At 43.3% G+C, this 24,871-nt stretch carries 21 protein-coding genes; 8 read left to right on the forward strand and 13 right to left on the reverse strand.

Annotated elements, in window-relative coordinates:
• Positions 1 to 241: 241 nt before the first annotated feature.
• From J2Z65_RS16455 to J2Z65_RS16465, 3 genes are all read left to right on the forward strand, one after another.
• A complete protein-coding gene (locus J2Z65_RS16455; RefSeq protein ID WP_167059762.1) occupies positions 242 to 1,555 on the forward strand; it encodes a spore germination protein in 1,314 nt (437 codons plus the stop codon).
• Positions 1,556 to 1,715: 160 nt separating this feature from the next.
• Positions 1,716 to 2,672, forward strand: coding sequence for a GerAB/ArcD/ProY family transporter (locus tag J2Z65_RS16460; protein ID WP_275691044.1), 957 nt, complete (start codon positions 1,716 to 1,718; stop codon positions 2,670 to 2,672).
• A complete protein-coding gene (locus J2Z65_RS16465) occupies positions 2,669 to 3,736 on the forward strand; it encodes a Ger(x)C family spore germination protein (RefSeq protein ID WP_209855923.1) in 1,068 nt (355 codons plus the stop codon). The genes J2Z65_RS16460 and J2Z65_RS16465 overlap by 4 nt, the downstream gene beginning before the upstream one ends.
• A 15-nt stretch (positions 3,737 to 3,751) precedes the next feature.
• Here J2Z65_RS16465 and J2Z65_RS16470 read toward each other — a convergent pair whose 3' ends face one another.
• Both J2Z65_RS16470 and J2Z65_RS16475 read right to left on the reverse strand, forming a co-directional pair.
• The gene (locus tag J2Z65_RS16470) at positions 3,752 to 4,282 is read right to left on the reverse strand and encodes a hypothetical protein (protein ID WP_209855926.1); all 531 of its coding nucleotides are present in this window, start codon (positions 4,280 to 4,282) and stop codon (positions 3,752 to 3,754) included.
• A gap of 311 nt (positions 4,283 to 4,593) precedes the next feature.
• A complete protein-coding gene (locus tag J2Z65_RS16475; RefSeq protein WP_209855928.1) occupies positions 4,594 to 6,147 on the reverse strand; it encodes a flavin monoamine oxidase family protein in 1,554 nt (517 codons plus the stop codon).
• Between the two features lie 263 nt (positions 6,148 to 6,410).
• Here J2Z65_RS16475 and J2Z65_RS16480 point away from each other — a divergent pair, with 263 nt between their 5' ends.
• The 3 genes from J2Z65_RS16480 to J2Z65_RS16490 are packed head-to-tail and all read left to right on the forward strand — an operon-like array spanning position 6,411 to position 9,880.
• Positions 6,411 to 7,745 carry a spore germination protein gene (locus J2Z65_RS16480; RefSeq protein WP_167059771.1) on the forward strand — a complete coding sequence of 445 codons (1,335 nt, stop codon included), beginning with the start codon at positions 6,411 to 6,413 and terminating at the stop codon, positions 7,743 to 7,745.
• Positions 7,738 to 8,817: a GerAB/ArcD/ProY family transporter gene (locus J2Z65_RS16485; RefSeq protein ID WP_209855930.1), complete on the forward strand. Its 1,080-nt coding sequence runs from the start codon at positions 7,738 to 7,740 to the stop codon at positions 8,815 to 8,817. Before J2Z65_RS16480 ends, J2Z65_RS16485 begins: the two co-directional genes overlap by 8 nt.
• Positions 8,804 to 9,880 carry a Ger(x)C family spore germination protein gene (locus J2Z65_RS16490; protein ID WP_209855932.1) on the forward strand — a complete coding sequence of 359 codons (1,077 nt, stop codon included), beginning with the start codon at positions 8,804 to 8,806 and terminating at the stop codon, positions 9,878 to 9,880. The genes J2Z65_RS16485 and J2Z65_RS16490 overlap by 14 nt, the downstream gene beginning before the upstream one ends.
• 7 nt (positions 9,881 to 9,887) lie before the next feature.
• Here the strand turns inward: J2Z65_RS16490 and J2Z65_RS16495 are convergent, their stop codons facing one another.
• From J2Z65_RS16495 to J2Z65_RS16510, 4 genes are all read right to left on the reverse strand, one after another.
• Positions 9,888 to 11,027, reverse strand: coding sequence for a toxic anion resistance protein (locus tag J2Z65_RS16495; protein WP_167059775.1), 1,140 nt, complete (start codon positions 11,025 to 11,027; stop codon positions 9,888 to 9,890).
• Between the two features lie 22 nt (positions 11,028 to 11,049).
• The gene (locus J2Z65_RS16500; protein ID WP_209855934.1) at positions 11,050 to 12,738 is read right to left on the reverse strand and encodes a vWA domain-containing protein; all 1,689 of its coding nucleotides are present in this window, start codon (positions 12,736 to 12,738) and stop codon (positions 11,050 to 11,052) included.
• Positions 12,739 to 12,750: 12 nt separating this feature from the next.
• The gene (locus J2Z65_RS16505; protein ID WP_167059777.1) at positions 12,751 to 13,488 is read right to left on the reverse strand and encodes a hypothetical protein; all 738 of its coding nucleotides are present in this window, start codon (positions 13,486 to 13,488) and stop codon (positions 12,751 to 12,753) included.
• A 195-nt stretch (positions 13,489 to 13,683) separates the two neighbouring features.
• The gene (locus tag J2Z65_RS16510; protein ID WP_167059779.1) at positions 13,684 to 14,013 is read right to left on the reverse strand and encodes a hypothetical protein; all 330 of its coding nucleotides are present in this window, start codon (positions 14,011 to 14,013) and stop codon (positions 13,684 to 13,686) included.
• Between the two features lie 181 nt (positions 14,014 to 14,194).
• Here J2Z65_RS16510 and J2Z65_RS16515 point away from each other — a divergent pair, with 181 nt between their 5' ends.
• Both J2Z65_RS16515 and J2Z65_RS16520 read left to right on the forward strand, forming a co-directional pair.
• Positions 14,195 to 15,787 carry a phytoene desaturase family protein gene (locus tag J2Z65_RS16515; protein WP_209855936.1) on the forward strand — a complete coding sequence of 531 codons (1,593 nt, stop codon included), beginning with the start codon at positions 14,195 to 14,197 and terminating at the stop codon, positions 15,785 to 15,787.
• 209 nt (positions 15,788 to 15,996) lie between these two features.
• Positions 15,997 to 16,176 (forward strand): H-type small acid-soluble spore protein, encoded by a 180-nt coding sequence (locus tag J2Z65_RS16520; RefSeq protein ID WP_167059781.1) that lies wholly within the window; start codon positions 15,997 to 15,999, stop codon positions 16,174 to 16,176.
• 95 nt (positions 16,177 to 16,271) lie between these two features.
• Here the strand turns inward: J2Z65_RS16520 and J2Z65_RS16525 are convergent, their stop codons facing one another.
• From J2Z65_RS16525 to J2Z65_RS16555, 7 genes are all read right to left on the reverse strand, one after another.
• Complete coding sequence (locus tag J2Z65_RS16525) at positions 16,272 to 18,047, reverse strand: Rieske (2Fe-2S) protein (RefSeq protein WP_167059784.1); 1,776 nt, start codon at positions 18,045 to 18,047, stop codon at positions 16,272 to 16,274.
• 610 nt (positions 18,048 to 18,657) lie between these two features.
• Positions 18,658 to 19,173, reverse strand: coding sequence for a GNAT family N-acetyltransferase (locus J2Z65_RS16530; protein ID WP_167059787.1), 516 nt, complete (start codon positions 19,171 to 19,173; stop codon positions 18,658 to 18,660).
• 130 nt (positions 19,174 to 19,303) lie between these two features.
• Positions 19,304 to 20,074, reverse strand: a complete 771-nt coding sequence (locus J2Z65_RS16535; protein ID WP_167059790.1) for a DeoR/GlpR family DNA-binding transcription regulator — start codon at positions 20,072 to 20,074, stop codon at positions 19,304 to 19,306.
• A gap of 95 nt (positions 20,075 to 20,169) precedes the next feature.
• Positions 20,170 to 21,537 (reverse strand): ABC transporter substrate-binding protein, encoded by a 1,368-nt coding sequence (locus J2Z65_RS16540; protein WP_167059793.1) that lies wholly within the window; start codon positions 21,535 to 21,537, stop codon positions 20,170 to 20,172.
• A 71-nt stretch (positions 21,538 to 21,608) separates the two neighbouring features.
• The gene (locus J2Z65_RS16545; protein ID WP_167059796.1) at positions 21,609 to 23,036 is read right to left on the reverse strand and encodes an MBL fold metallo-hydrolase; all 1,428 of its coding nucleotides are present in this window, start codon (positions 23,034 to 23,036) and stop codon (positions 21,609 to 21,611) included.
• A 14-nt stretch (positions 23,037 to 23,050) separates the two neighbouring features.
• A complete protein-coding gene (locus tag J2Z65_RS16550) occupies positions 23,051 to 23,902 on the reverse strand; it encodes an HAD family hydrolase (RefSeq protein ID WP_167059799.1) in 852 nt (283 codons plus the stop codon).
• 66 nt (positions 23,903 to 23,968) lie between these two features.
• Positions 23,969 to 24,862: a carbohydrate ABC transporter permease gene (locus tag J2Z65_RS16555; RefSeq protein ID WP_167059802.1), complete on the reverse strand. Its 894-nt coding sequence runs from the start codon at positions 24,860 to 24,862 to the stop codon at positions 23,969 to 23,971.
• Positions 24,863 to 24,871: the final 9 nt, after the last annotated feature.

Raw genomic sequence — 24,871 nt, forward strand, 5'->3', positions numbered from 1 at the left:
TAATATAAAAATATATTAACTAATCCTAATTCATTTGAAATTTTAAATTCGAATCCTAGTATGATGAGAATTGTCTTGAAACAAATAAAGGTATGAAATAACAGTGACCGCACAGAATTTTTTAACAATAAAATCGACCTCAGTAGATAACCATATTTTAACATAAATTATCCATCATCTGAACGAAATCATTGTATATTTTTCACCTTTTGGAAAATAATACTTGCGGGAGGTGTATGTATTGGAAACCTATGTGGAGATGATCAAAAGTAAATCCAAAACACAGCATGACTTGAAAATAGAACAGCTGCCAATTGGATCGATCAATATGTGGATGGTTGGCTATGAATCCATTGTCAATTGGCAAGAAACCATTGCGCACATTTCGAACTGTGGGATTACATCGGAATCCAACTACGAAGAAATATACATGCACTTAATCGGACAAGATTGGGATCCAAAAGCTTTGGATGTGCTTTTGCAAGGGAAAGTCGCCTTTATTGACTCTAATTCTGAACAAGCGTTCAGTTTTCAAGGTAAACTCAAGACACTTGACAGAGCAATAGACAAAGCGGAGAACGAGTCCACTCCCTTTTCATCTGCTATTGTTTTTATGGAGCCCCTATCCACCAATATTGGAATTCTTCGTACATCGATAAATTCACCTTGTTTAGAAGTCGAAGGTTTCCAATTCAAAGGTATAGGAACAAAAGAGGCATCATTAGTTTATTTGTCGGAATGTGTGGATAAAGATTTACTTCATAATGTCAGGCTTGCTTTGAACAAAGCGTCTGAGTCAGACCTCCGAAACGGGCAAGATCTCATCCGATTTTTCGGAAACAATCGATTTCATCTCGTGTCGCCTTTTCATAAAACGGAAATTCCCGGACAAGCGATCACATCCATGATGAATGGCAGAGTCATTCTGCTAGTCGACGGCGAGCCGACCGCGTATGTGCTCCCCTTACTATTCGGGGATTTTATTGCTTTGGATTGGGACAGACAATTCCCGGTTATCGTAATGATTGTGTTGCGTTTTTTACGCTTTCTCAGCCTGTTAATCGCACTTTTGGCTCCTGGCCTTTATGTGGCTCTAGTATCAATCAATCCTGAGACACTACGTATTGAATTGGCTCTCTCCATCGCTACAAGTCGGGTTGGAATACCTTTGCCTACATTTTTAGAAATGCTGCTGCTCCTTTTCATCAGTGAAATCATCATTGAAGCGACACAGCGTTTACCCAAAAGCATAGCTGCAGCGAATACGCTGATCGGAGGCATTATCCTCGGACAAGCAATTGTTGATGCTAAACTGGTCAGCAGTTTAGTCCTTATCGTATTATCGACCTCCGTAACAGCTAATTTTGCATTTCCAACTTATTTGAATACGCTAGTGATTAGAATACTGCGCTCGGTTATTGTCGTTTTTTCAGGTATTTTCGGCATTTTTGGCTTGTTCGCTGCCTTTATCGGCATATGTTATTACGCTTGCAACTTGCAGCGTTTCGGGATTCCTTTTATGAATTTTCTCTCCCCCAAAAAGCTAGGACAATGACTCCGGGAAAGAAGTGACACCTTTGATGGACCGATGGATTTCAAATCTGCAAGCCCCTATTTTTTTCATTGCTGTCCATTGCAGCATCATTTTTAGCGCTTATACTCGCTCCATGCTTACTACTACAGATTATGGTCATTGGGAACCGGCTTGTATAAACATGGTGATAGAACTTGTCCTTATGCTAATTCTACTTCAGGGTCTGCGCAAAGCCGGGAGCTTGGACTATCCAGATTTATTCCTGCCACTCGGCAAATGGATCAGTACAGTGCTGCTCCTGCCTCTTATCATTTACATCCTGATTATTCCCATTTTGTCAGTTCGCTTCTTTGCTGAACTGATGATCATTGTCTTCATCGCAAGATCGCCATTATATGCAATTTTAGCATTATTATGTTTGCTAATGCTATTTGGATCATCAATTGGCCCTCAAGGCATTTTGAGAGCCAGCACATTGACGACAGTCTTCAATATTCCCATTCTTTTATTTGCCTTATCGGCATGCATGACGAATTCCAAGTTTATAAAGATTTTTCCTCTGGTAAATCTCAGCATGGATTTTTTGATTGAAGGCAAGTTGTTAACGACATTGTTTTCGATCTGCCCATTCCTGCTACTAGGTATGCTGCCTCCGATTTGTAAGGTTCAAATGAAATCCATCTTGATCACCTTACTTCCAATTGCTTTGCTGTATATTAGCATCGTTTATATCCCTATCCTAATTTATGGAGTTAATGCAGCGAAACTAATGAATTTTCCGTTAATGACAAGCCTTGACTCCGTTAATATTACATGGTCCATTTTCAATCGCATATCCTTATTCTATGCTGTTGCTTTACTTGCTTTCGTCATGACACTTTCTACATTCTCTCTTTGGTCTTCAGCGCTCATGATTCATAAAATGATACCGAGATGGAAAGAGAAATATATTAGGCCTGGTCTGACTTTGGTTGTGTTTGTGGTCACCCTAATTATTCCTTCTTGGGATAGATACGTTGAAATATTGACTAAGGATACTTGGTTTCGCTTAATGATTTATATGATTATCCCAGTCGCTGTTTATTTTCGCGGAAGATTTATTGAAAGTCAGGAAAGAAAGCGAGTTCTGTTAAAATGACGCGTCAGCTCAATACAATCATATTATTGTTTACCTGTGCACTACTCTTAACAGGCTGCTGGGATATCAAAGATGTTAATCATCGCGTACTCCCAGTCGTTATGGGGATTTCCTATGGAGAAACGAAAAAATACAGGGTGCATATTCAATTTCCGCTACCGGTTACCCGTGGTTCAAAATCTAAGGTGTATTATAAGGAAGCGGATACAATCAGTAAGGCACTTACTGATATTGATACGGACATTGAAGCCGGTATTGACTTTATGCATCTCCAGTTGGTTATGTTTGATCGTAAGGTCGCGGAAGAGGGAATTAAAGAGGAAATAGCCTATATCATGCGAAGTCAACGTATGCCTACTAAGGCTCTTATTGCGATAACTTCCGAAGATATGGGCATATTCCTTAATCGCACAGGTAAAGCTATTCAAACTGATTTCAGCTCTCTGATAAATTTTTTCAATCAAAATGCAGGCTGGAGCCCCGAAATTAATCTTGCCTATCTTTGGGATACCTTCGGGGCTATTCATTCTGATACGGAAGATATAACTATTCCAATTCTACGCTCAGGAAAATCAACCATGCTCGAATTTCTAGGCTCGGCTGTGATGTCGAAGGATAAAATGACAGGTGAAATTTCGAAAGAACAATCACTTTTGGTTAACTTGTTCGAAGAACTGTTTCAAGGCTCTGTCGTTCAAGTGACTCATCAAGCAAGTGTACTAATCGTCAAATGTAACAACAAGATTCGTACCTCTTGGCGAAATCAGGAGCCTGTCCTGCAGATGCAAATGCAAATCTCGCTGCATCTCATTGAAAATAACGGTGACTTAGACACACGTCAATTAGAAACAGCATTTTCCAATGACATGGTGAACAATTATAAGGATCTATTCAAGCAACTTAAAACTAAAAAGGCGGACGCTTTGGGCACTGGTGAATATTTCAGAAGTAAAATGTCATTCGATAAGTTAAAAGATTGGCGTGAAACCTACTATCCTAATCTTATAACAGAAATCAAGATTAATAGTCGAATTACGAATACAGGAGATATCGAAGACAAATGATTTGCACCAGGTTGGCTATTCGGTACCATAGTACCGGAAAGGTCCGTAATCGATTATAATAATCATTCTGTCGTGCTCACGGTAACGAAGATTTTTCCATTTAGGTTCTCTTTTCGATCGACGAACGATATCGCTAGCTCTCATGCCTGCACGTAAGAAATCGTCACGTAATTGAAATACTTTATCGCAATTTTCACCATTTTCCGCAAGCGGTTTATCTATTTTCTCCATGATGATCCATCCATAACCAGAATCCATCACTTTTGCAAGATTGGATTTGAGATGAGAGTTAAATGTTCGATATATCTCAGCTTCATTTTGATTATTTTTTATCCCTGATTTATCAGTCGCTACTTTTAATACGAAGCCATTGTTCAGATCAAACACCATTCGATGATAGCCTGCACCAATTTCCTTATAGGGAAATTTCAAGTATGACCTCGCAGCCTCATGATTTTTTTTAGTATCATAATATTTTTCTTCTAATTTTTTCATCCATTTCTTAATTAATTTCCGATCATTTGATGTTATAAATTCATTTGCCATGTTTAATCATCCTCTCAAGTAGACTACAAAATTATCATTCCGGAATTCAGAATCTATTTACCTCCATAGGCTGGTCACCCTGTCCATGCTTTATTTTTAAAAAATATTAACAATATTTATATAAATTATGAAAGTCTGATAGTAATAGAAACGGCGCTTTCCTATTCATTCAAAAATAATTCATAAAGTACCTCCGATATTTGCATCCCTAAAAACATGAAAGGCCTCCTTTCACCCTTTATTGAAGTTCCAAAGATGGCTGGCTTGGAACTCAAATATTTGGGTCAAGGAGGCTCCTTATGTTCAGCTGCTCAGTCAAGCAGATCAGCTATAATTTCATCTGCAGCCCGTTCTCCACTCTCAACGGCACCATTCATATACCCCTGATATTCTATGGAAGTATGTTCACCGGCGAAGTGGCAATTCCCCTTGCAGCCTTCACGTTCGCGTTCAATCCCACCGAATTTCGTATATTGCCCTATTTTTCTAAAAGAATATGATCCCATTGTAAATGGATTTATTGTCCAATCATCACGGACTGCTTTTCCATTCCATTTGGTGGTAATACCGGGCAAAACAGGTTCCATTTGGTTCAGAAAATGTTGGACTTGCTCATTTATCATATTATTATTCCATGCTTTCTCAAGAATGCTTCCTGTATAATCGACTAAAATCCCATTCGTACCAGACTGGGTCCGAGTGACTTCAAACGTGCTCTGATAACCACTATCCGATATCGTTTCACCGTTACAGCCCAGACCAAGCCAGTGTCGATCCCTGAATTGAACGTGGAGCTTACTGTTCGTTCCCATCCCCATTTCCTGAATTGCGGTATTTTTAAGTGCGCAAAAACCTGCCTTACTATAATCAACTGAAGTACGAAGAGTAGAAAAAGGCAAAGTCAGTATGACCTTATCGGCTATTACATCAAAAGTCTTTGTAGAATTTTGAAAAGTAAGAGTGTAGCTCCCATTGTCATTCTCTATAATAGCTGTCAAACGTGTACCACGAATGATTTGATCAGGATCAAGCCTTTCACTCAACTCCCGGATGATCTGATCATTTCCTCCACGGATATGAAATCTTTCATCAGAATTACCGAAAGTCTTAAACGGTACATTACTCGATAAGTAGCCATGTAGATATATCAGATTGAGTGAACTTTGAAATCCCGTCTCTGCACCATGTTCAACATTACAAGCAATGTCGAGAAGTTTGCCCATTTTTGAATGGATTCCATTAGGGACATTTTCGTTAATCCAATCTAAGATGGACATATGATCTAAATCATAACCTCGCTTTGTGAAGGAGTTGTATAGAGTTGGAAAGCCAGCCATCTTCAAATCCGTATTCAATTGATTAAGTATTAACTGAAAATCACGCGTTGCTTCGGCCAATGAATAATGAGATCCGTCAAAGAAATAGAATGGTTCCGTCCCCTTCTTCTCCGCTTCCAGAATATCATCCAAGGTAAGACCCAGTTCCTGTGCCAGCATTCGAATTGCCTGATGACCGGAATCGATCATCATGCCGCCTCTCTCTACGATCTGTTTATCGTCAAAATCATCTCGATTCGACTGGCAGCGCCCGGCAATGTATCGATGATCAGCTTCGTATACCTTCGCGTGGAGCCCGAATTGTTTAAGACGATAAGCACTAGTCAATCCAGCAAGGCCTGCGCCTATAATTACAATTTGTGGTTCGATCGTTTCACTTGAACTGGTAATAAGTTTTTGTGACGATTGAGGGGTTTTGGGATAAACTTTCGTGACGTGTTTGCGCTGATCAACAGAACTTCGTTCCATACACTCCCCGGTAACAAAATAAAGCTCTTTTAATAATCTAGTAAATTGTGAGCGTGTCATCTCTATCATCCCTTTAACACGTGATGTAGGCGAGAACATAGTAAATAGGGACTTTTTCTATCATCATTCTAGTCCTTGCTTTAAGATATGTAGCATCCAATCGACTTGAACTAAACTAGTGTCTGTTCTTTCATACTTCAGCATCTATCAATTTAATTTAAATAGGAACGAACATTCCTCACCCGCCTCTTTCTTCGTATAAATTTTAAATGATTGGGAAAATATAACTTCAAGTATGGCAGGAGAAGGGAGAAATTGGGACTATGGATCGACTAATCCAAGAAATTAAGAATAAGTTCGAGAATAACGATGATTTCTTTCTTCAACCGGATTATTTTATGGATATTCCAGTTATCTTAATGGGCTTTAATACTTTAATTGATTTGACTGAATCTCGAGAAGCTCTGCATATCTACATAGAACGCTCGACTTCAACCAACAAAACGATGTTCGAGTTTATGAGTTTGTTTGGGGAAGTGTTGGAGAACGATACCAATGAAGTTGTGTCTTCTATTATGGAGGGCAAATTAATTATATACTTCGAGTCAACTAACAAGTATGTCATTTCGAAACCGGTACCCAAGTTACTAAATCGTTTTTTCGAACCTCCTGCAAATGAAAGTGTGGTTCAAGGACCATTAAGTTCCTTTATAGAAGACATAGATCAGAATATTGGCATTGTTAGGAAACAATTAAACTCGGATCATCTTCGGGTAAAATCGTTTTCCGTCGGTCGTGTTGAAAAAAAAAGGATTTCGTTGCTTTATTGTGACGGCTCTGCAGATATGGATCTGGTGAATAATGTCATTCGTCAACTCGAAATGAACCTGGACAAGGAAGTTAACAATTTACAAAACTTGTCCAGTACGATGGGGTTCTCTGCTTGGGCATCCATTTCAAAATTTAATACAACGGAACTTCCACAAGAAGTTGCTCAATCCTTACGAGTTGGCAAAGTCGCCCTTATTGTAGATCGATTACCATTTGCGTTCATACTTCCAAGCCTGTTATGGGATATGTTCGCACTGGAAAATGATCGCAATTATCCTATGCCAGTCATGTTATTGTTGCGGTTATTACGCATAGTTGGTGTCTTATTGACTTTAATTTTCCCTGCTTTATACGTTGCTCTTGTTGCGGTTAATCCTGAAGTGTTGAGAATAGAACTTGCATTAGCTGTTTCCCAAAGCCGTGATAGCGTGCCTTATCCTGCTCTAGTAGAAATCCTTCTGGTACTTGTTATTTTGGAGTTAACCCTGGAGGCAACTGTGAGATTACCCAAAAGTATTGGACCCACCGTCACCATGGTAGGCGGAATCATACTGGGACAAGCTATTGTTTCAGCAAAATTAGTGAGCAACCTTATTATTATCATCCTTGCAGCTACGACAATTGCGAATTCAACGGTTGTAGGTTTTCAAAACTCGCTCTCCATTCGATTATTTAAATATGTAATCGTTTTTTTAGCTGCGATCTACGGTGTATTAGGCATGTTAGCAGGTTTAGTTTTAGTTTGTACCTACCTCGCGAGTCTAAATACCTTTGGAGTTCCCTATGTTCAAATCAACCTGGCAAAGGATCGAACCAAAAATGGATAAAAGCATTTCCGTTATGCTCATTTATATTCTCACACATTTAGGGCTCATTTTTTTCATGTATCCTGAAGATATTATTGCAAGTACAAATACTGCACATTGGGTTGCAATCCTTATAGGAATTATCGTGCATTTTGCTGTTATTTCAATCTATATGAAAGGACTAAGTTTTTTTCCGAGATGGGATATCATTCGCATTTATTTGAATGCGGGGAAAGGAGTAGCCATCATTTTTCTTTTGCCAATTACTTTGTATTTAATGATGGTAAATATTCTAACCGTACGTGCATATTCGGAAATCATTACGATCATCTTTTTATCCAATACCCCACTATGGTCTATCATGATCTTATTACTTCTGGTGTCAACCTATATCGCGTCAAAAGGTATCGAAACAATACTACGTACAGGCGTTCTTCTAGGCATCTTATTTCTACCTGTGGTCCTTATCATCAGTTTCACTTCTTTTCAAACCATTGATTGGAACTATGTCTTTCCCCTTCTCGACCTGGATTTTTCGTTTTTGAAGAAACCTTCGTATTTTCAAAGTTTTTTTGCTTTTACTGGAGGTTTTTTATTTCTTGGCTTCGTGCAGCCTTATCTCATGTATCAAAGAAAAAAAATTGTGCTTGCAGCAGTTGCCCTTATCCCCTTCTTCATCTTCTCCGTCTATTTACCAATTCTTAAGTTCGGGGAAGCAACTGCTGTTACGCTTCACTTTCCATTCGTTGTTTTAGTCGACACGATCAATATCTCTTGGCTCATGTTCGACAGATTCACCTTATTTTACTTGCTCACACTGTTCACTTTCATCATGCTTTTTCTTTCATTGACATTGTGGGAAACCAACCGAATTGTTAGTCAATGTATGCCCAAAATAAAACCGATATATGTGATGCTTCTGCTTTCGAGTGTCATCTTTGTTTTTTGTTTAATGATTCCAGGCTGGAATAGGGCTGAACAACTTCGATTATGGAACTCGCCTTTAAGATTCTTTGTTTTATTAATAGTTCCGCTGTCTATTTGTTATCTGGGGTTGCGATTTAAGAGGAAGGTGAGCCATGAACATAATTAAGCCGGCCGTCCAAATTTTCATGATTCTATCACTTGTACTTGCTCTGAGCGGTTGTTGGAATAATAAGGACATCAATCATCGTACTTTACCATTGGTTATGGGTATTACCATACAAGACGATGAATATAAAGTTGTTCTGCAGGCCCCTGAACTAGATCAGAATACAATAAAGTTAAAAATGATCACACAGACCGGAAAAACAATCAGTCAAGCCATAGATAAGATCAGTGTGAATAAAGAAAAACAAATCGATCTACTCCATATTAAAGTGATTGTTATTGAAAAAAAACTTGCACAGCAGGGAATGAAAGACATCCTCTCTGGTTTTATGAGGAGTGGGGAAATTTCTCCAAAAGCTTATATTGCAATCAGCGAAAATGACATTTCCCAGTTTTTATTATTTGAAGGAAAATCTAACGTGCCGAGAGGTTCTTTTGTCTATGACTTTTTCGAGAAAAATGCGGGATGGAACCCGCAAGTCGCAAGAGCACCGATCTGGCAGATATACCGCAGCATTTACTCCTACACCAATGACATTGCTATTCCTATCTTACAAAATGGTCCGAATTTGCCATGCGAATATATAGGCTCTGCGATTATAAAAAATGCGAAAATGGTTGGACAAATCACTTCAGACGAAACTCTCCTTTATAATGCCTTCAATAGGGAAAGCACGCAGGGGAAAATTGAAGTCATGGATCATGCAAGCGTCTTAATCGTTAAAAATACGATGAACCATACGAGTAAGATCATAGACAATAAACCGGTTATGAATACTCAAATAAAATTGAAAGTTGTCATCCTGGAAACTAGAGGAAATCCTTCGCAAGCGATCATTAAACAAGAAATAGAAACACTCCTTACTGAACGGTTTCAAGACCTCTTTACGAAAATCCAAAAAAGTGAAGCTGACATTTTTGGAATTGGCCAGCATTTTAGAACCAAAATTCCCAGGAAACAATTAGAGCATTGGAGAACAGATTACTACCCTCAGTTAAAAATGAATTTTCTGTTTCAAACAGATATCCAAAATGAAGGATTTATAAAAATGCCTACGAACTAAAAATAAATTACAGGGATAACTGGCTGCCCTTCTCCAGACGCAATATTTGCTTTTCGCCGATATCAGCCAGACTCCGGAATTCATTGATCGTTTCGCGCATTTTTGGCAAAGCCTCCTGCTTATAAGTACTAATCGAGTCCAGAGCCGAAATTACATCTGTAAATGCTTGTTTTAAAGTATCCACTGAAATGTTGGACTCAATCGATTTCTTATGGATTTCGGCTCCTTGTTCGTTCAGCATACGTGAAGTAGCCGTAATTAGATTACTCGTTACTTGGTTCAATAGTTCAACTTTCTTCAAAGCGATATTTTGATTGTAGAGAGCGCTGGCTACCATTACAGATATCTTCAACGCGGAAATCGTTACGGTCTTTGAGCGGTCCACAATCCGCATCATCTGCCTATTGTTCCGTATAACCAGTTCCATTGCCATAATCCCCTGTTGATTTACAACCAACATCTCTTGCAAATCCATGACCCTCTGTCTTAAGGGGAAAAGGATTTCCTCCGTAATAAACCGAATCTTTTCTGGATCTTCATTCCTTATCTTTGCCGTTTCGATCTGTTCCTCGATGGTTTCATCCATTAGTGCTCCAAGTTGAATTTCTTTTCTAAGTTTCTTGGATAATTCACGCAAAGAGTGTTGTTCGAATTCGAGTGTGGTGTTGTCATTCTTGAGTGTGGTTTTTCCCTTATCTAATGAAACGATAATATCTGCAATAATGCCATCAGCCTTTTCATATTTAAGGAAGTAGCTCCGAATTGGGCTAAAGAACTTACCCAGGATACCGGTTTTGGCGAAATCAACGAGGCTTGGGTCCAAGTCTTTGATTTGAGTGTGCAGGTCTGCTAATCCTTTGGCAACTTGCCCGCCATCTTCGCCAGCTTTTGAAAGATTACCGACCGACACTTGCAGTAATGCATTTTTCGAGGAAGACAATTTCATTGTATCTACACCGAATGTATCGATCGATTGCAGGATCTCCCTCCGTTTGTCAAGCGAATCAAGTTCCAATGACATGATCGTTGCTACATTAGAGTCAGCAATCTCTTTCAACTTGACGATTTCCTCAGGGATCGGCTTAATCTCATGCTCGATTACGGCTTTAATTTCATCAGGATTGGACACTTCCAGTGTGAATGACATGTGATTCCCTCCTCGTTATGAATTACATTTGAACATTGAACAGATTGCCCAGTTTATACACCACATCGTCAGTGTCTGCATTGATGCTTGCAGCTTCGTTGATACTAGAAATGCTTTCGAGAGCTTTGATATTTGCGTTATAACCGATTGTATAAATAGGGACTTTATAGATTTCGACTATTCCCTTAATATCCTTGAGAGAATGTCCTTCGTTTGTCTCGCCATCACTCAAAACAAAAAGGATTGGCTTCATATTCGGATTTACTGCCAATTCGTCTTGAATCATCTTAAGGGCAACAATAATGCCGTCAAAGGTTGCTGTTCCCCCACTCGCCTGAAGGCTATTAACCGCGCCGACGAACATGGACTGCTGATTTGTGTCGTACTTCGCAATCGGAAGATTGATTGTTACGTTGCTAGAGTACGAAACCAAGCCGATGCTGTTGTCTTTGCCCAAATATTTCTGTCCCTTGAGCAAGGACTCTTTGAGGCGATTGAGCGGCGCTCCCGCCATGCTTCCGGAAACATCCGTTACAAATACCGCGACAATGGGTTTCGTGCCATTCTTCTTTTCTTTCCATACTTTTTGAGCAGAAGCTAGAAGGTTGCCATCAACAGGTGCGAGTTCAGACTTGTAATCTTCGAGGCCGTTAAAGCCCTTGTCTTTCGCAATTTTTTGGTATTTCTCTTGTGTTACAAAATCAGCAAATTTCTTTATTACATCGAGTTTATTCTGTGGCAGTTCACCTAATGCATAGAGTGGGCTATCATGCCTAACGCCAAATGGCGTGAACACATAGCTGCCTGTAAGGTCCGCCGCGTTCACATATGTCTGATACTCCAAGACAAACCCGTCCAGAGCGCCAGACTTGGCAGCATCACGCATTTGAATTGTTGTAGACGCAGTGAATGGTACATTGGATTGGAATTTCTCGAATCCTTTCACCGCCTTCTCCCCTAACATGTTGGAGCTGTCGAAGGTGTTCAGAGCCGTAACGAGAAAGTTTAGCCCAGTAGAACTGGCGAATGGATCGGTATATCCCATTGCGAACTCGTTATTCGATATCGCTTCCGTGATCGTTTTGACATTCACTGATCCGTACTTCGCTACCAGAGCATCGTGCTTTGCCTTTGAGATGACGATTCCCGGTACATTTCCTACTAAACGTTTTGTAATTAGCTGCGTCTTGATGCCATTTGCTTTTACAATTTCTCCCCATAATTCGTTGGATGGAGTGAATGCGTCAGGAATGTATTTACGGGTTTTGATATAGTCCGTCGCAGTACCTGATGCGATATTACGTATCTTCACGGAAGCTGGTTTACCGTTAACTTCAATCTTTGCTTGATTGAACTCGGTTGCCACTTCGGTTAACCAACCATCAACACCTGTCCCCGATTTTTCTGTTGAGGAGAAGATCTCAACAAAATTATCCGTTGTATTTTCCACGGTAATAGGAAACTTCGAGATATCCGGGAGCGTTTCAGCTACATCTGCCGGATTAAGATCTATCTGACCCTTTGTGGGCTTATCCGTGGAAATAGATATATCGGAGTAAAGTTTGGATAATCGTTCTCCAACATTTTCAGCTGCAACTTGAACACTGGATTTTCCAAGATTTGCAGTCAGTTTCACACCTGCATATACAAGCACGAATACGAAAACAATGATAAAGCCCGACAGGAGAAACGAATTTTTCTTATTTTTCATCTAAGTCACCTCTTATTCCTTATAATGTTTTGTTTGTTTTATCAGCGAGTCTATTTCTTGTATGCACGGCAATTGCTCGATGTCAGCAAGTTCTAAACTGTCCAACCGAGAGATTTCCATCAAAAGTTTGTCTATTTTCAACAATATTTCTTCGTTTGTACTTAGAGAATCTTTAACGAACAACAAGAATTCGTTATACATCATCCTCTTTTTTGCAATGAGATCTGCGGGCAACCTCGACGACCCTGGGAGCGTGACAATCTTGTACTCGCTCTCATCGAATACATGCATTCTGCCTAGTATGCTGCGGATATTGAGATAGAACAATGCCTCGACTTCTTGCGCCACAGATATGAATTTCTTATAAGTAATTTCATTTGGATCAAACTTTTGATTTAAAAGTTCTAATAAGGTCTCCATTCTTTTTTTTAGGCGCTCAAGCTGCCGAAGGGCCAGCCCAATATCGCTCTGAATTGTTTTGACTGCTTTATAGTGAGAAAGGGCTTCTATATATTCATTGTGAGTCCTAATTTCTTTCACTGGTTTAACTGACGGTAACTTGAAGATCAACATGTTGGACGTGTACGATAGAATGAGAATGCTGGCAAAAATGACTGTCACACCTGAAGCAGTTTCAAGAGCATTACTTCCGATCTCTACCCCAATAATTCCAGGTGAAAAGAGCGCTATATTCAAAACAACTACTCCTAAGCTGATTGCGACAAGTTTTAAAAGATTTTTGCTTAGCAATACTTACACCCCCTCGTTTCGAATTGCGATTAATTGGTTTCCCGTTCTCAATTACTACCTATATATATTAGCGGCATGTGTACACATGATCATTTGAAATCGTTTTGTGGTGATTTACGACAGAATAGCAAAAAAGGCTCCCAAATTATTGGCAGCCTTTTCTTTCCGTTGTTCAGAAATCATTTATTAAATTAGTCAAGTAACCGCGGCTTTCTTCATCTTCATCGTAGTAACGAAATAAACAAGAAGTACTACGCCAAAGAGGTTCCAAATACTCGGTATTGACACGACAGTTAGATAAAGACCATAAGGCAGCGACCAGATAAACACAATAAACATTAAAATCCGGTTTTTCAGAAACGAAGCTACTATTCCTACACAAGCGGGAAGAATCAACATTGTATAAAAGACATTCTTCGTTCCACTGTCCGGGGGTGTACTTGAGTAAGGGTTCCCATACAAAAAAACAGCACATAAAATAATGCATCCGATGGAAGCAACTAACCCAAAGATCGAATTTTTCATGACTAACCTCCCTATTTAAATATAGCGTTGCTTCCATGTCTATTTACTTCCGAGTGATGCCGCTTCCTGGACAAGCCCGAACATTCTTCATATGAATTTTAGATTGCTCGACAACAAGCGCCATCCATCGCCGTTCAATTACGTTAAACTAGATTTGGTTCATAGACGTGAGGAGGAATCGATGTTGAAGAAGTACGACGTAATCATGATTGGCACCGGCCATAACGCGCTGATCACAGCCGCTTATTTGACGCGAGCGGGGAGAAGCGTCTTAATGCTGGAGAAGAATGACCGCCCGGGCGGATTTCTGCAGACGGAAGAGCTAACGCTGCCCGGCTTCAAGCATGATGTCTACGCAGCGGCTCACCCGCTGTTTCTGACTGGCCCCGCTTATGCGGACTTCCGGGAAGCGCTCGAAGCGCGAGGACTACGTTACATAAACACGGAACTGCCAACAGGTGTCTCGATGGAGAACGGCGAGACGGCCGTCTTCTCACGCTCGAGCGAGGACTTAGCCTCTGAAGCTGAGCGTCTGGCTCCAGGTGATGGCGCAGTGCTAGGACGTATGTTCGAAGCATTTGCACCTTATGCTGGGAACGTTTTTGAGTTGTTTAGTTTAGACTTATCTGGTCAGAAAGCTTCCGAGATTATCCGAAGATTACTGCATAACCAACGAACGGGAGGCACAAGCTTCTCGCCATTCGCCGCTTCCCTATTTTCCACCGCCCGCAATGTGGTTAGCGATTTCAAGTCTCCAGTTATGCGCGCCATGCTGGCGTCATGGGTCACGCATCTAGGCCGTACGCCGGACGAAGTCGGCAGCGGTATCTGGGTGCCGCTCACGACGATGGCGCTTATGGGCGGCGGGATGCCTATTCCCGAAGGAGGCAGCGAGATGCTTGCAAAAGCATTGGCTCAACTCGTGCAGGACCAAGGCGGCACGATCGTAACCAGTACTAGAGCTGAGCGAATCGTCGTCAAGAACGGCAAGGCCGTCGCCGTACGCACAGCTGAAGGCGAAGAATATCATGCGAACCATGCTGTCGTCGCCTCTACCGGCCCGGACCAGTTGTACCTGTCGCTCTTGGCCGATGCGCAAGTAAGCGCAGACATTCGCAACCAAGCAAAGCGATACCGCTATGGAAGAGGTTGCGTTCAGATCCATTTGGCGCTGAGCGAAGCACCAAAATGGCCCGATCCGCGATTTGCCAGAGTCGGTCAGCCCCATCTGACGGATGGACTTGACAGCTTTACTCAAGCCATCGCGCAAGGGATGGCCGATCTTCTGCCGGCAAAGCCTACCTTTACAGTGGATTGCTCTACCAATCTGGACCCGAGCCGAGCGCCGGTCGGCAAAGCGATCATGCGCCTCCAAGTTCTTGAGGTTCCTTGCCGTCCCCGCGGCGATGCAGCCGGTCAAATTGACGTCGGCGATGGCACTTGGACACACGAGTTGACCGAAAGATTTGCTGAGCGAGTGATCTCCGTAGTAGGCAAACATATTCCGAACATCCCGGACGCTATCATCGGTAAGTCCGTCGTCACCCCTGACAGCCTTGCCCGCTTCAACCCGAATTCCGGCCCCGGAGATCCCTATGGCGGATCACACGACTTCGCACAGAGCTATTTGTTAAGACCGCTGCCTTCCCAGCCAAGCCACCGAACGGAGATCGCTAATCTATACATGCTTGGCGCTGCCACTTGGCCGGGTCACGGAATCAATGGTGGATCGGGCTACATTGTGGCGCAGCAACTTCTATCTCTCGATCTGTAGACTAATCGGGTTGGCTCACGTTGAGTAGTTGCAAGAGCAAACTATCTGTTTTCTAGGAAAAGGCAACCGTCTCGAATCGGTTGTCTTTTTTACTTCCCCTATTTCACCATACAATTCTGAAACTCGGCTGAACTGAAGTAGTCAAATAATTTAACATGATGAGGAAAGACTAAAAAAGTTTCTACAAGACCAGAAGGAGATGAATGACCATGAACAAACTACGTGCATCACAAATCGCCGCCTCACCTGTAATGGCTAACGTTTCTTGCAATGGCGTTGCTGTTTACATTCAAAATGTCGATGAAGCAAATGAAACGGCGAGGATTTATCCGCTGGATCAACCTGATCAAGAACAAGAAGTGCCACTAAACAGTTTAGTTGAGCATTAAGATTGCCGTTTGTACAATGATTTAATGAAGCAAGGAGCATCTGCTGCGCAGAAATGCTCCTTGTTTTGTTCAACGATCGTTAGCGATGTAATCTGTTATTCTTCCTCGAACAACCGCTCGCCTTTATGCAGTCTCCAGGCAATTTTAGCCGTATGCGGGAGCTCGCGTGCGGTTGGCGCGTGTGCCGCCAAATATCGCGTGCAGGCGAGAAGCATCGTTTCTTTGGCCTTCTCCGCCAAAGAACCTGACGCCGCTTGCCAACGATCGTATTCCGCCACTGCAGCCTCATACATTTGGAAAGTATGGAATTCCGCATCCTCTCGCAACAGCGCATGGCCAAGCGTGTTAATTAGCGCGCCCAACTCACCACCACCATGTATGTAGTCCATCACCCATTGCGAAGCCGGTCCAACCTGCTGCCGTTGATCGAGCAAATCAAGCAGTTCCTTAGGGTCGGCTGGTGCAGCGGAGCCGGTTGGCTTCGGACGCGCGGCTGTCGGCACGTTTAAGAAACGGTCAAGGTACACGCTGACGGCTCCGTGAAAAATCGCCCGCTGAAGCAGCGGCTCATCCGATTGCAGCAGCCTTTCATGCACAGCGTGAGCATATGTGAACGTATGGAGCACTGAAATCCAATCGCTGAAATCGTTCTGCGTATGGAAACGAACGATCCGTTCTGCGGCGGCCAAAGCAACGAACTGCGCCAGTTGCGCAGGAGCCGTTCCCGCGATGAGCAGGTCGCGCAGCAAAGCGATCGTCTGCTCCGGCTTATCACTCAGCAGCTGCTGCAGCAATCGTTCTTCCGTCTCAGCGGACAGAGCCGTATGCTGCCGCGAATCCGTTGACCCACCAGCGAGCTTCCTTTGCGCCGCACTTTGCGTCAGCTCGTTGACCGCTTGATTGATCGGCTCAACGAGATTTAGCGGTGCTTGCCACTGGTGCAGCTCCTCGCTGCGTGTCGGACGAGCCATCATCGGCACAAGCGATGTTAAAATCCGCTCCTTTTGCGACACCTCCGCCCACTCCAGCGCCTCAAAAGCTTTGCTGTGGAAATCGAATACATGACCGCCGTCCAAGTAAAAGTGATCTGTTGCGGCGACAAGCATCATATCCGACAGACTCTTCGTATCGATGCCCTTCAAAATGGCAGTAATCAGCACTTTCTCAGCGCCCTGTGTATCCCGCACCTCTATGCAGCTGCGATACCATTCGGCCAACCGTTCGAACGGTACGTCCGTCGACGGCAGCGCCGACAGCAAGTGGCGGGCTCCTCTTCCCGAGCTGCCTCGAGCGACATGGACAAGGCCTTGGTATAAGGCGAGTATTTTGCCGTTCTTGTCCAGTTTGTCGACACTTTGCGCCATCGCGGTAAGAATTGTAAGTCCGGCGTTCCAGCCCGTACCATAGGTCGTGCCGAATTCGATACCAATGCGGGCGATGTCCTGCTCCGGCACTCCCGTTTCGATCAAACCGACTACCGCCTTCGCGATGACGATACCGATATTTTGCTCGAGACCTTCTTTCAGTCTATGCTTGTATTTTTCCGCGCCTTCCGCTCTTCTGGAAACCGAATTTACCCAAACTTCGCCGCCTTCGACCCTGACTTCATACGACGGAACATCGTCCGCCCAAGGATCAAGCGTACCGCCGCTGCAGACGTCAAACCGGGCATGATGCCAATGGCATGTCAAAATCCCGTCGCACAAGCTTCCCATATGAAGTGGAAAGCCTAAATGCGGGCAGCGGTTGTCCACCGCGTATACTTGGTCTTCATGATAAAAAACCGCGATACCGCCACGTATAACCTTTGCGCCCACTTGTATAAGCGCTTCCAAATTGCCAGCAGAAATCCAGTTTAAACCGACACTCATCGATACAGCCTCCTTTATTTTTTTAAGCTGCATGTCAAACTACTACAATGATATCCGGTCAGAACCTACTGCGTTCGTTCTATTCCGTAGTTTTATTATACCTCAGTGTCACGGCTATGGCTTCAACAAAGAGTGGTAAATCACCGGTGGGTCTTTTTATTCTAAGTTTACTCGCAAATACAGGTTTCAAAAGATTTTTGATCTTATTCATATGTTCACTCCTCGGAGAACTCTCCATGTCTTATAATAAACTATTCGATATATGGGTGAATGTCACAGATCGATTCGCAGCGCGTTTGTCAAGGTAGATGCGAAGCAAAAGTAAAAAACTTATACTTTCTTATCTACGGACATAAGAAATAGCCCCTAGGAGAACTCCCGGGGCCATTTCTTTGCTGTTTTACATGATTACCATGCAAATGCCATTGTAATGATAACCAAAAGAATAAAGAGAACTAAAACCGCTGCACTGCTAGTGTGACGAACACCGTCAACCGCTACTCCCATATTCAACACTCCTTTTTAAAGGAAAATTAAACTACCTTTTATTTTATGTCTGAATTTATCTGTTTGATTGGACTCATATACAGGGGGGACATGTTCACCGGCATCACTGCATTTGCCTCCATTCTGATTCCAATAGCCCCATAAAATAAGTATCATAATACTCCCCATTCACATAAGCATGTTTCCTTAAAACACCTTCAACAATAAATCCAATTTTTTTATACAATGCAATCGCATGTTCGTTCATAGATCTAGTTGTTAAATATATTTTATGTAAGCGCAGTTGATTAAATCCGAGCTCAATCATCGCTTCCATTGCAATTCGTCCGTATCCTTGGCCCCTTGCTTCAGGAGCCAAAAGTATTCCTATGCCAGCCCTGCCATGCTCATATTCGATATCTTTAAGGAATACCCAGCCGATAAGTTGATGATCTTCGTTAACAACAGCGCATAACATATCTGCGTTTCGCCGTTTTTTCTCTACTTGCCCTGCAATTTGCTCAAAAGTTTGCGGAATTCTACCTACCATTAAGATTGAAACCGGATCGTTTGACCAACGATGAAGCTCTTTTATATCTGAAGTTTCAAAAGGCCTTAAAGTAATCTGTTTTTTCTTCATCTCAGAAACATTTCCTTTCTTCCCCTTTAACATTCATCATTTTTATCTTATAACAAATTCTCGAACTCAGCTAGCGGGACACCTTTTTCTCATTCATCAATATTTCTAGACTTACATCCTTGGCCTAGCTCTAATCGTTACTGCTGGTGACGATCAGATTACGGACCGTTTCCCGCAAACTCTCGCGCATTTCATGAGGCGTCCCTTCGTCAGTCACTAACGTTTGAATTCGATTGAGCTCCATGCCAAACAAAAAGCCACTACGATTGGCTTTGGACGAATCCGCCATAAGAATCAGATGATTGCTCTGCTCAACCATCATCTGAGCAATTTGCAGAGGCTCCCACTTGGAATAATAAATACCCTGTGTGCCAAACCCCATGCAGGAAAACAGCGCTTTATCGAAGCGGTATTGGCGAAGCTCGCAGTGCAGTTTATAGCCAAACGTCATACCATCTTCCCCCACCTCGCCACCGACCATATAAACATTCAGCTTCCCCTTCTTCTGAACTAAATTCAAAGCGACCATCGCCGAGTTTGTCACGATTGTCAAGTTTTTATCGTCGGGAATCAAACGCGATAGCACAAGCCCAGTCGTATTGCCATCGACAAAGACACTATCACCTACCTCCAGTAAGAACACAGCTTCGCGGGCGATAGCCTCCTTCCGCTCCAGATTCAGCTGCATGCGATCATAATAAGGCATATCCCAGGTTGTTTGCTCTCTTTTAACTGCGCCGCCATACGTTCTGCGAACAAAGCCTTTTTCGTCCAAAATGCGTAAATCCCGGCGGATGGTTTCCACCGAGACACCATAGGTCAACGTTAATTCATCTACTGATACGCTTCCGACACGCCGCACGTCCATAATAATTTCATTTCTTCGCCGGACTGAGTTCAAAGTTATAACCTCCTTTGTTTCTAGTAAAACAAGGCTTCCTACATAAGCCATAACTGCGCCTAAGTAAGAAGCCTGTTTCATATTTGTTCCTGAACTCACTTGAATTCTTTGAGCGCTTTCGTGGAGTCAGCCTGCGCCTTTTTCAGCGCATCTGCTGGAGATAATTTGCCAGCCGTCAACGCTTGCAAAGCCTCTCCAACCGCTGTATCCATCTTGTTACGTGCAGCGCTCGATACATCAATTCGTGCGTAAGGGAATACTTCATCGAAAGCCTGCTTCTTCTGCGGGTTATCTGAATAATTTTTCTTTAATAAATCCGTATTCTGTGCAGATAGTGTCGCTGGGAAATAACCGGTCTTTGCTGCATAGATCGATTGCGCCTTAGATTCAGCGAAATATTTCATGAATAACCAGCCTGCCAGTTGCTTCTCTGGCGTCGTTTTGAACAGGACTTGATTGCCGCCATAAAGTTCAGTCACTTTACTTCCGCTCTTGCCTTGCGGAATCAGCGTGATGCCCCACTTGAACTTATCCTTCACCAAATCGAGTTTCGAGCTTGTACGTGCCGTCGTGCCGATCTCCATAGCTGCTCTGCCGTTCGTAAATTCTTGTTCCGTGTCTTGAGCGAACAGAATTGCTTTCTTATCCACCAAATTCTTGATCATCCCAGCCAGTTCCAATGCCTGCGGATTGTCGTAATTAACGCCGCTTTGATCCAAATTAATCGGGTAGATTCCGTAAGTGCGAAGCCATGTGCGGAACGTTCCGCCATTATTGCCATTACCCATGACTAAAGCAGGAATACCCGTTTTATCTGTAATGTCCAGCGCCATCTTTTCGAATTCCTGCCAAGTTGCTGCGGGCTTCTCATAGCCTGCTTTCTTAAGCAGGTCCAAGTTGTAATAAACACCCATGGAGGAGTTACCATGCGGCCAGCTCATCGTCTTGCCGTTATATTCAGGAATACGCTGACGAGCCAATACACCTGGCATGATGTCATCGAGCGCCGCTTTATTCAATCCGTTAACCGGATCGCCTATGTAGTCGTCGAGCGGCACAATTTTATCTGCTTTCATGTATTCCAGCGTATCGCTCTCATAAGACATCGCTACTGCGGGAAGACCTCCGCCTTGCAGAGCAGCACGCACTTTTTTGTTCAGATCGTCATATGAGCCTTGAAACACTTCTTTAACAATAATTTTACCTTCATATTCTTTATTAAAGGCTGCCACCATTTCTTTGATCGCATCCCCATAAATCGTAGCTTGAATATGCCAGAAATCGATCGTAATCGGTCCATTTTTTCCAAGCTCAATGCCTTGCGCAGCTTTAGGTTCATCTCTTTTATCCGTTTGCGTACTGGCTGGTGCTGCCTGCTGAGGTGTTCCACAACCGATAGTTGAAAGAAGCAAAAGGGTTGCCAGTGAAGCTTTCCAAGCGGGAAATAATTTCGTTAAATACATGGTTATCACTCCCTCAATTTGTATATGACGAAAGCATCTTTAATACTTAAAGCCAATGATAAACGTTAGGTTTAGCGTGTAAATTGTTTACCAACGAGCTCCGAAAGCTCATAACTTTCTCCAGGAGCTGGACAATACTTGCTTATGCCACCACTGTTGAACAACGTTGGGTGCATGCTATGTAAAGGAATGACTAATTTCGGTGAAATCCGCGTAGTTAATTCAGCGATCTCCTGCGGTGCCGCATGACCACCTGTTGCACAATAGCGATACTGGACACCAAATTCAGTGAGCCACTTCAGAAGCGTTTCGTCCGATGATGTCAGCGGATTACCGTCAGCATGGACATAGATCGATGCCGAAGCGCATGAACCGAAGGTTTCCAATTCCGCTATAAGAGGTGTATGAGGATAAGTAAGAAATACGGCAAACTGCGATTTATTGGCGGTAATTTCATTCAGCGTTATTGGCTCATAAGGAAATTCAACTTCCATGGTGCGTTGCGGCCCTTTTGACCATTGCGGCGTTTTCAAAAGTCGAATAACATCCTGATCGGCATCAAGTGCTTGATGACCGGCAAGCACCCTTAGTTTCTTGGAGGCTTCCCCCCATAGAATGGCTGTACTTTCGTCCATCACAAGCTGACGGCCTGCTTCCTGCGTGCGGATAATTAAATCAGCAATGCGCTCCACGTTGCGAGCAAGAATGTTAACATACACCAAACCCTCTGTATCTTCCATTGCGCGACGACATTCTACGGCCACCTCAACCTCAAGGCGATCCTTTGGCTTGCGGAACAACGTGTCCGGACGCATCCGTGTACCTTCAGTGATTAACAGATCCACTCCGGCGCTTTGACAGCGTTCAATGAATCGATCCATACGATACGAATTACGTCCATGTCGACGCCAATCGGCTGTGAACGCGATCCTGTGCTGCGGACCATGAATAATGAAGCCCGTAACCCCAGGACTGTCATGATCCACCTCGATGAATTCAATGCGGAAAGTACCAAAATTGACGATCTGTCCATCTTCAATGAGACGAATATCTGCTTGTGTGCCTTCATACTCGCCTGCAGCCACGACAGCTTCATACACCGCATAAGCGTCACGATGCATCCAGACGGGAAGACCTGCACGCAGTGAAGGAAGCAGAGCCATGTGGTCTTGATGAATGTGGCTCACAAAGCCATGCAGATTGTTCACCTGAGGAAAATGATCCTTGCCCCATACTTGTGCAAGCTCCGCTTCTCCAACATCTCCCAGTAAGGCAGGATCGTATAAGCCCATTACGGGAGGTGCCATCCGTGTCAGCAAAAAACTCCGGATTCCAAAGTCAGATTGAACGCTGACTTCGCCTTTAAAAAATCCACGTGCCATGCCAAGATCAAAAACAATGCCAGTATCTCCGCAACTGTATAAGATGTGTACACCGCCAATCGTGGTCAACCCTCCATAGAACGTTATGCGCTCCTCATTCTGATGACTCTGATTCATCCGTATTTCCTCCTCTAAATTTTAATTTTGTTATGTTTGGCCTGCTGTATATCTATCAAAAGGGCCGCTAATTCATCGAGCGTCGTCAGGCGCACATCCCACGGGGATGGGTCGGAAGATGGATAGGCAGATATCCATGCCGTACGACCACCTAATTTAAGCACCGGATACAGATCATTCCAGGCATGATCGCCGATCGAGAGAATCTGTTCGGGCCGCAGTCCCTCCCGTTTCATCAGCTCATCCATGTAATATTCCAACCCCGCCGGTTTCCCCGCACCGTAGACGATATCGGTAAACAAATCGCTGCTGCCGAGCGCTGCAATAAATTCACGACCTGTATTCTCCGGCGAATTCGTGAGCAGCAGCTTCATCCGTACTCCGGTCAATTGACCGATAGCCTCATAGAGTCCTGCATGGCGTTCAAAACTGGAAGCGCCTTGAAGCATTTCCCTGCGCACCTGCTGAAAAGCGTGCTGCCGCTGCGTTTCCGCTATGCCATGCTTGACGGTAAAGATGCTGACTAAGCTCCATGCATCGCCTGCATAAATAGCAGGGATATTTATCGATGGATTCGTCTCAACATCCACCTCCATCCCTCTCCAAGTGTAATGAGTCACATGCGGTTGATTTTCAATCGTTTCCCTGGTCCACGTATCCGTGCAAGGATGATACCAATTCCCAATACTGCTTGTGTGCCTGCCTTCCAGCAAACACTCCATTTCCTCAAGAATCTCATCCAGAGTTGCAGCGTAAGTGCCCTGACTAAATAACAATTCCAAATATCGTTTGTAAAATGTACCATCCTGATAAAGCGTACCGTCTAAGTCAAACAAAACGACTTCAATCTTATGCAGCCAGTCCATCTGTTGTTCCTCCAGCATGTTTCAATATTGTTTTTCTCCTTGAACCTTAGTCGTCCAGCTTGCGCCTTATCCTTTAAGTCCAGCTGAGGTAATGCCTTGATGAAACCATTGCTGCGCAATCAAATACAGCACGACAATCGGAGCAATGGTAAAAGTGGCCGCCGCCATCAAATGATGATAATTGGGCCCTTCTTCACTAACGAAATACAACAAACCTACTTGCAAAGGCCTGAGCGATTCACTCGAAGTAATCAATAATGGCCAAAGTACACCGTTCCATTTTCCAATAAATGCAAGCAATGCTGTCGTAATTAATGAAGGAAGCACTAATGGCAGCAGTACGGACCATAGATATCGGCTATTGGACATACCGTCCACTTGAGCCGCCTCCCAATACTCCTTTTGAACGGATAGAAACGCCTGCCTTAATAAAAATATGGTGAAAGCTTCTGCCAAAAACGGAAGCATCATGCCCATGTAGCTGTCATAAAAGCCTTGCCCCCCGGTACCCGCCCAATTGTTGCCGCCAGCAAAAGGAATATGCCGCATAGTCACGAAGTTAGGGACCAGTGTAACATCATACGGAATGAGCATGGTGATTACCACGAGCATAAAGATGAGATTGCGACCGCGAAACGAAAAATGGGTAATCGCAAAAGCGATCGGCACACATACAAGTAGTTGGAGCGCAGTACCAACACCCGCAATTATCACTGTATTGTCAAAATAGCGTTGAAACGTCGATTCTGGTTTTAACCATGCTTCCACATAATTCTTTACATGCCATGCTTCGGGCAGCCACGTTGGCGGCATGCGATTAATTTCTTCAGCGCTTTTTAACGAGGTAAGAATCATCCATACGAAGGGGAACATCACACAGCAGGCTAACAATACCGTGCTAATCCACACGATCATCCATATCATTTTGGAAGATCGACTTGATCCAACCCAACTATACATCCTTTTATC

The sequence above is a fragment of the Paenibacillus aceris genome (assembly GCF_017874035.1).
Classification (GTDB): domain Bacteria; phylum Bacillota; class Bacilli; order Paenibacillales; family NBRC-103111; genus Paenibacillus_E; species Paenibacillus_E aceris.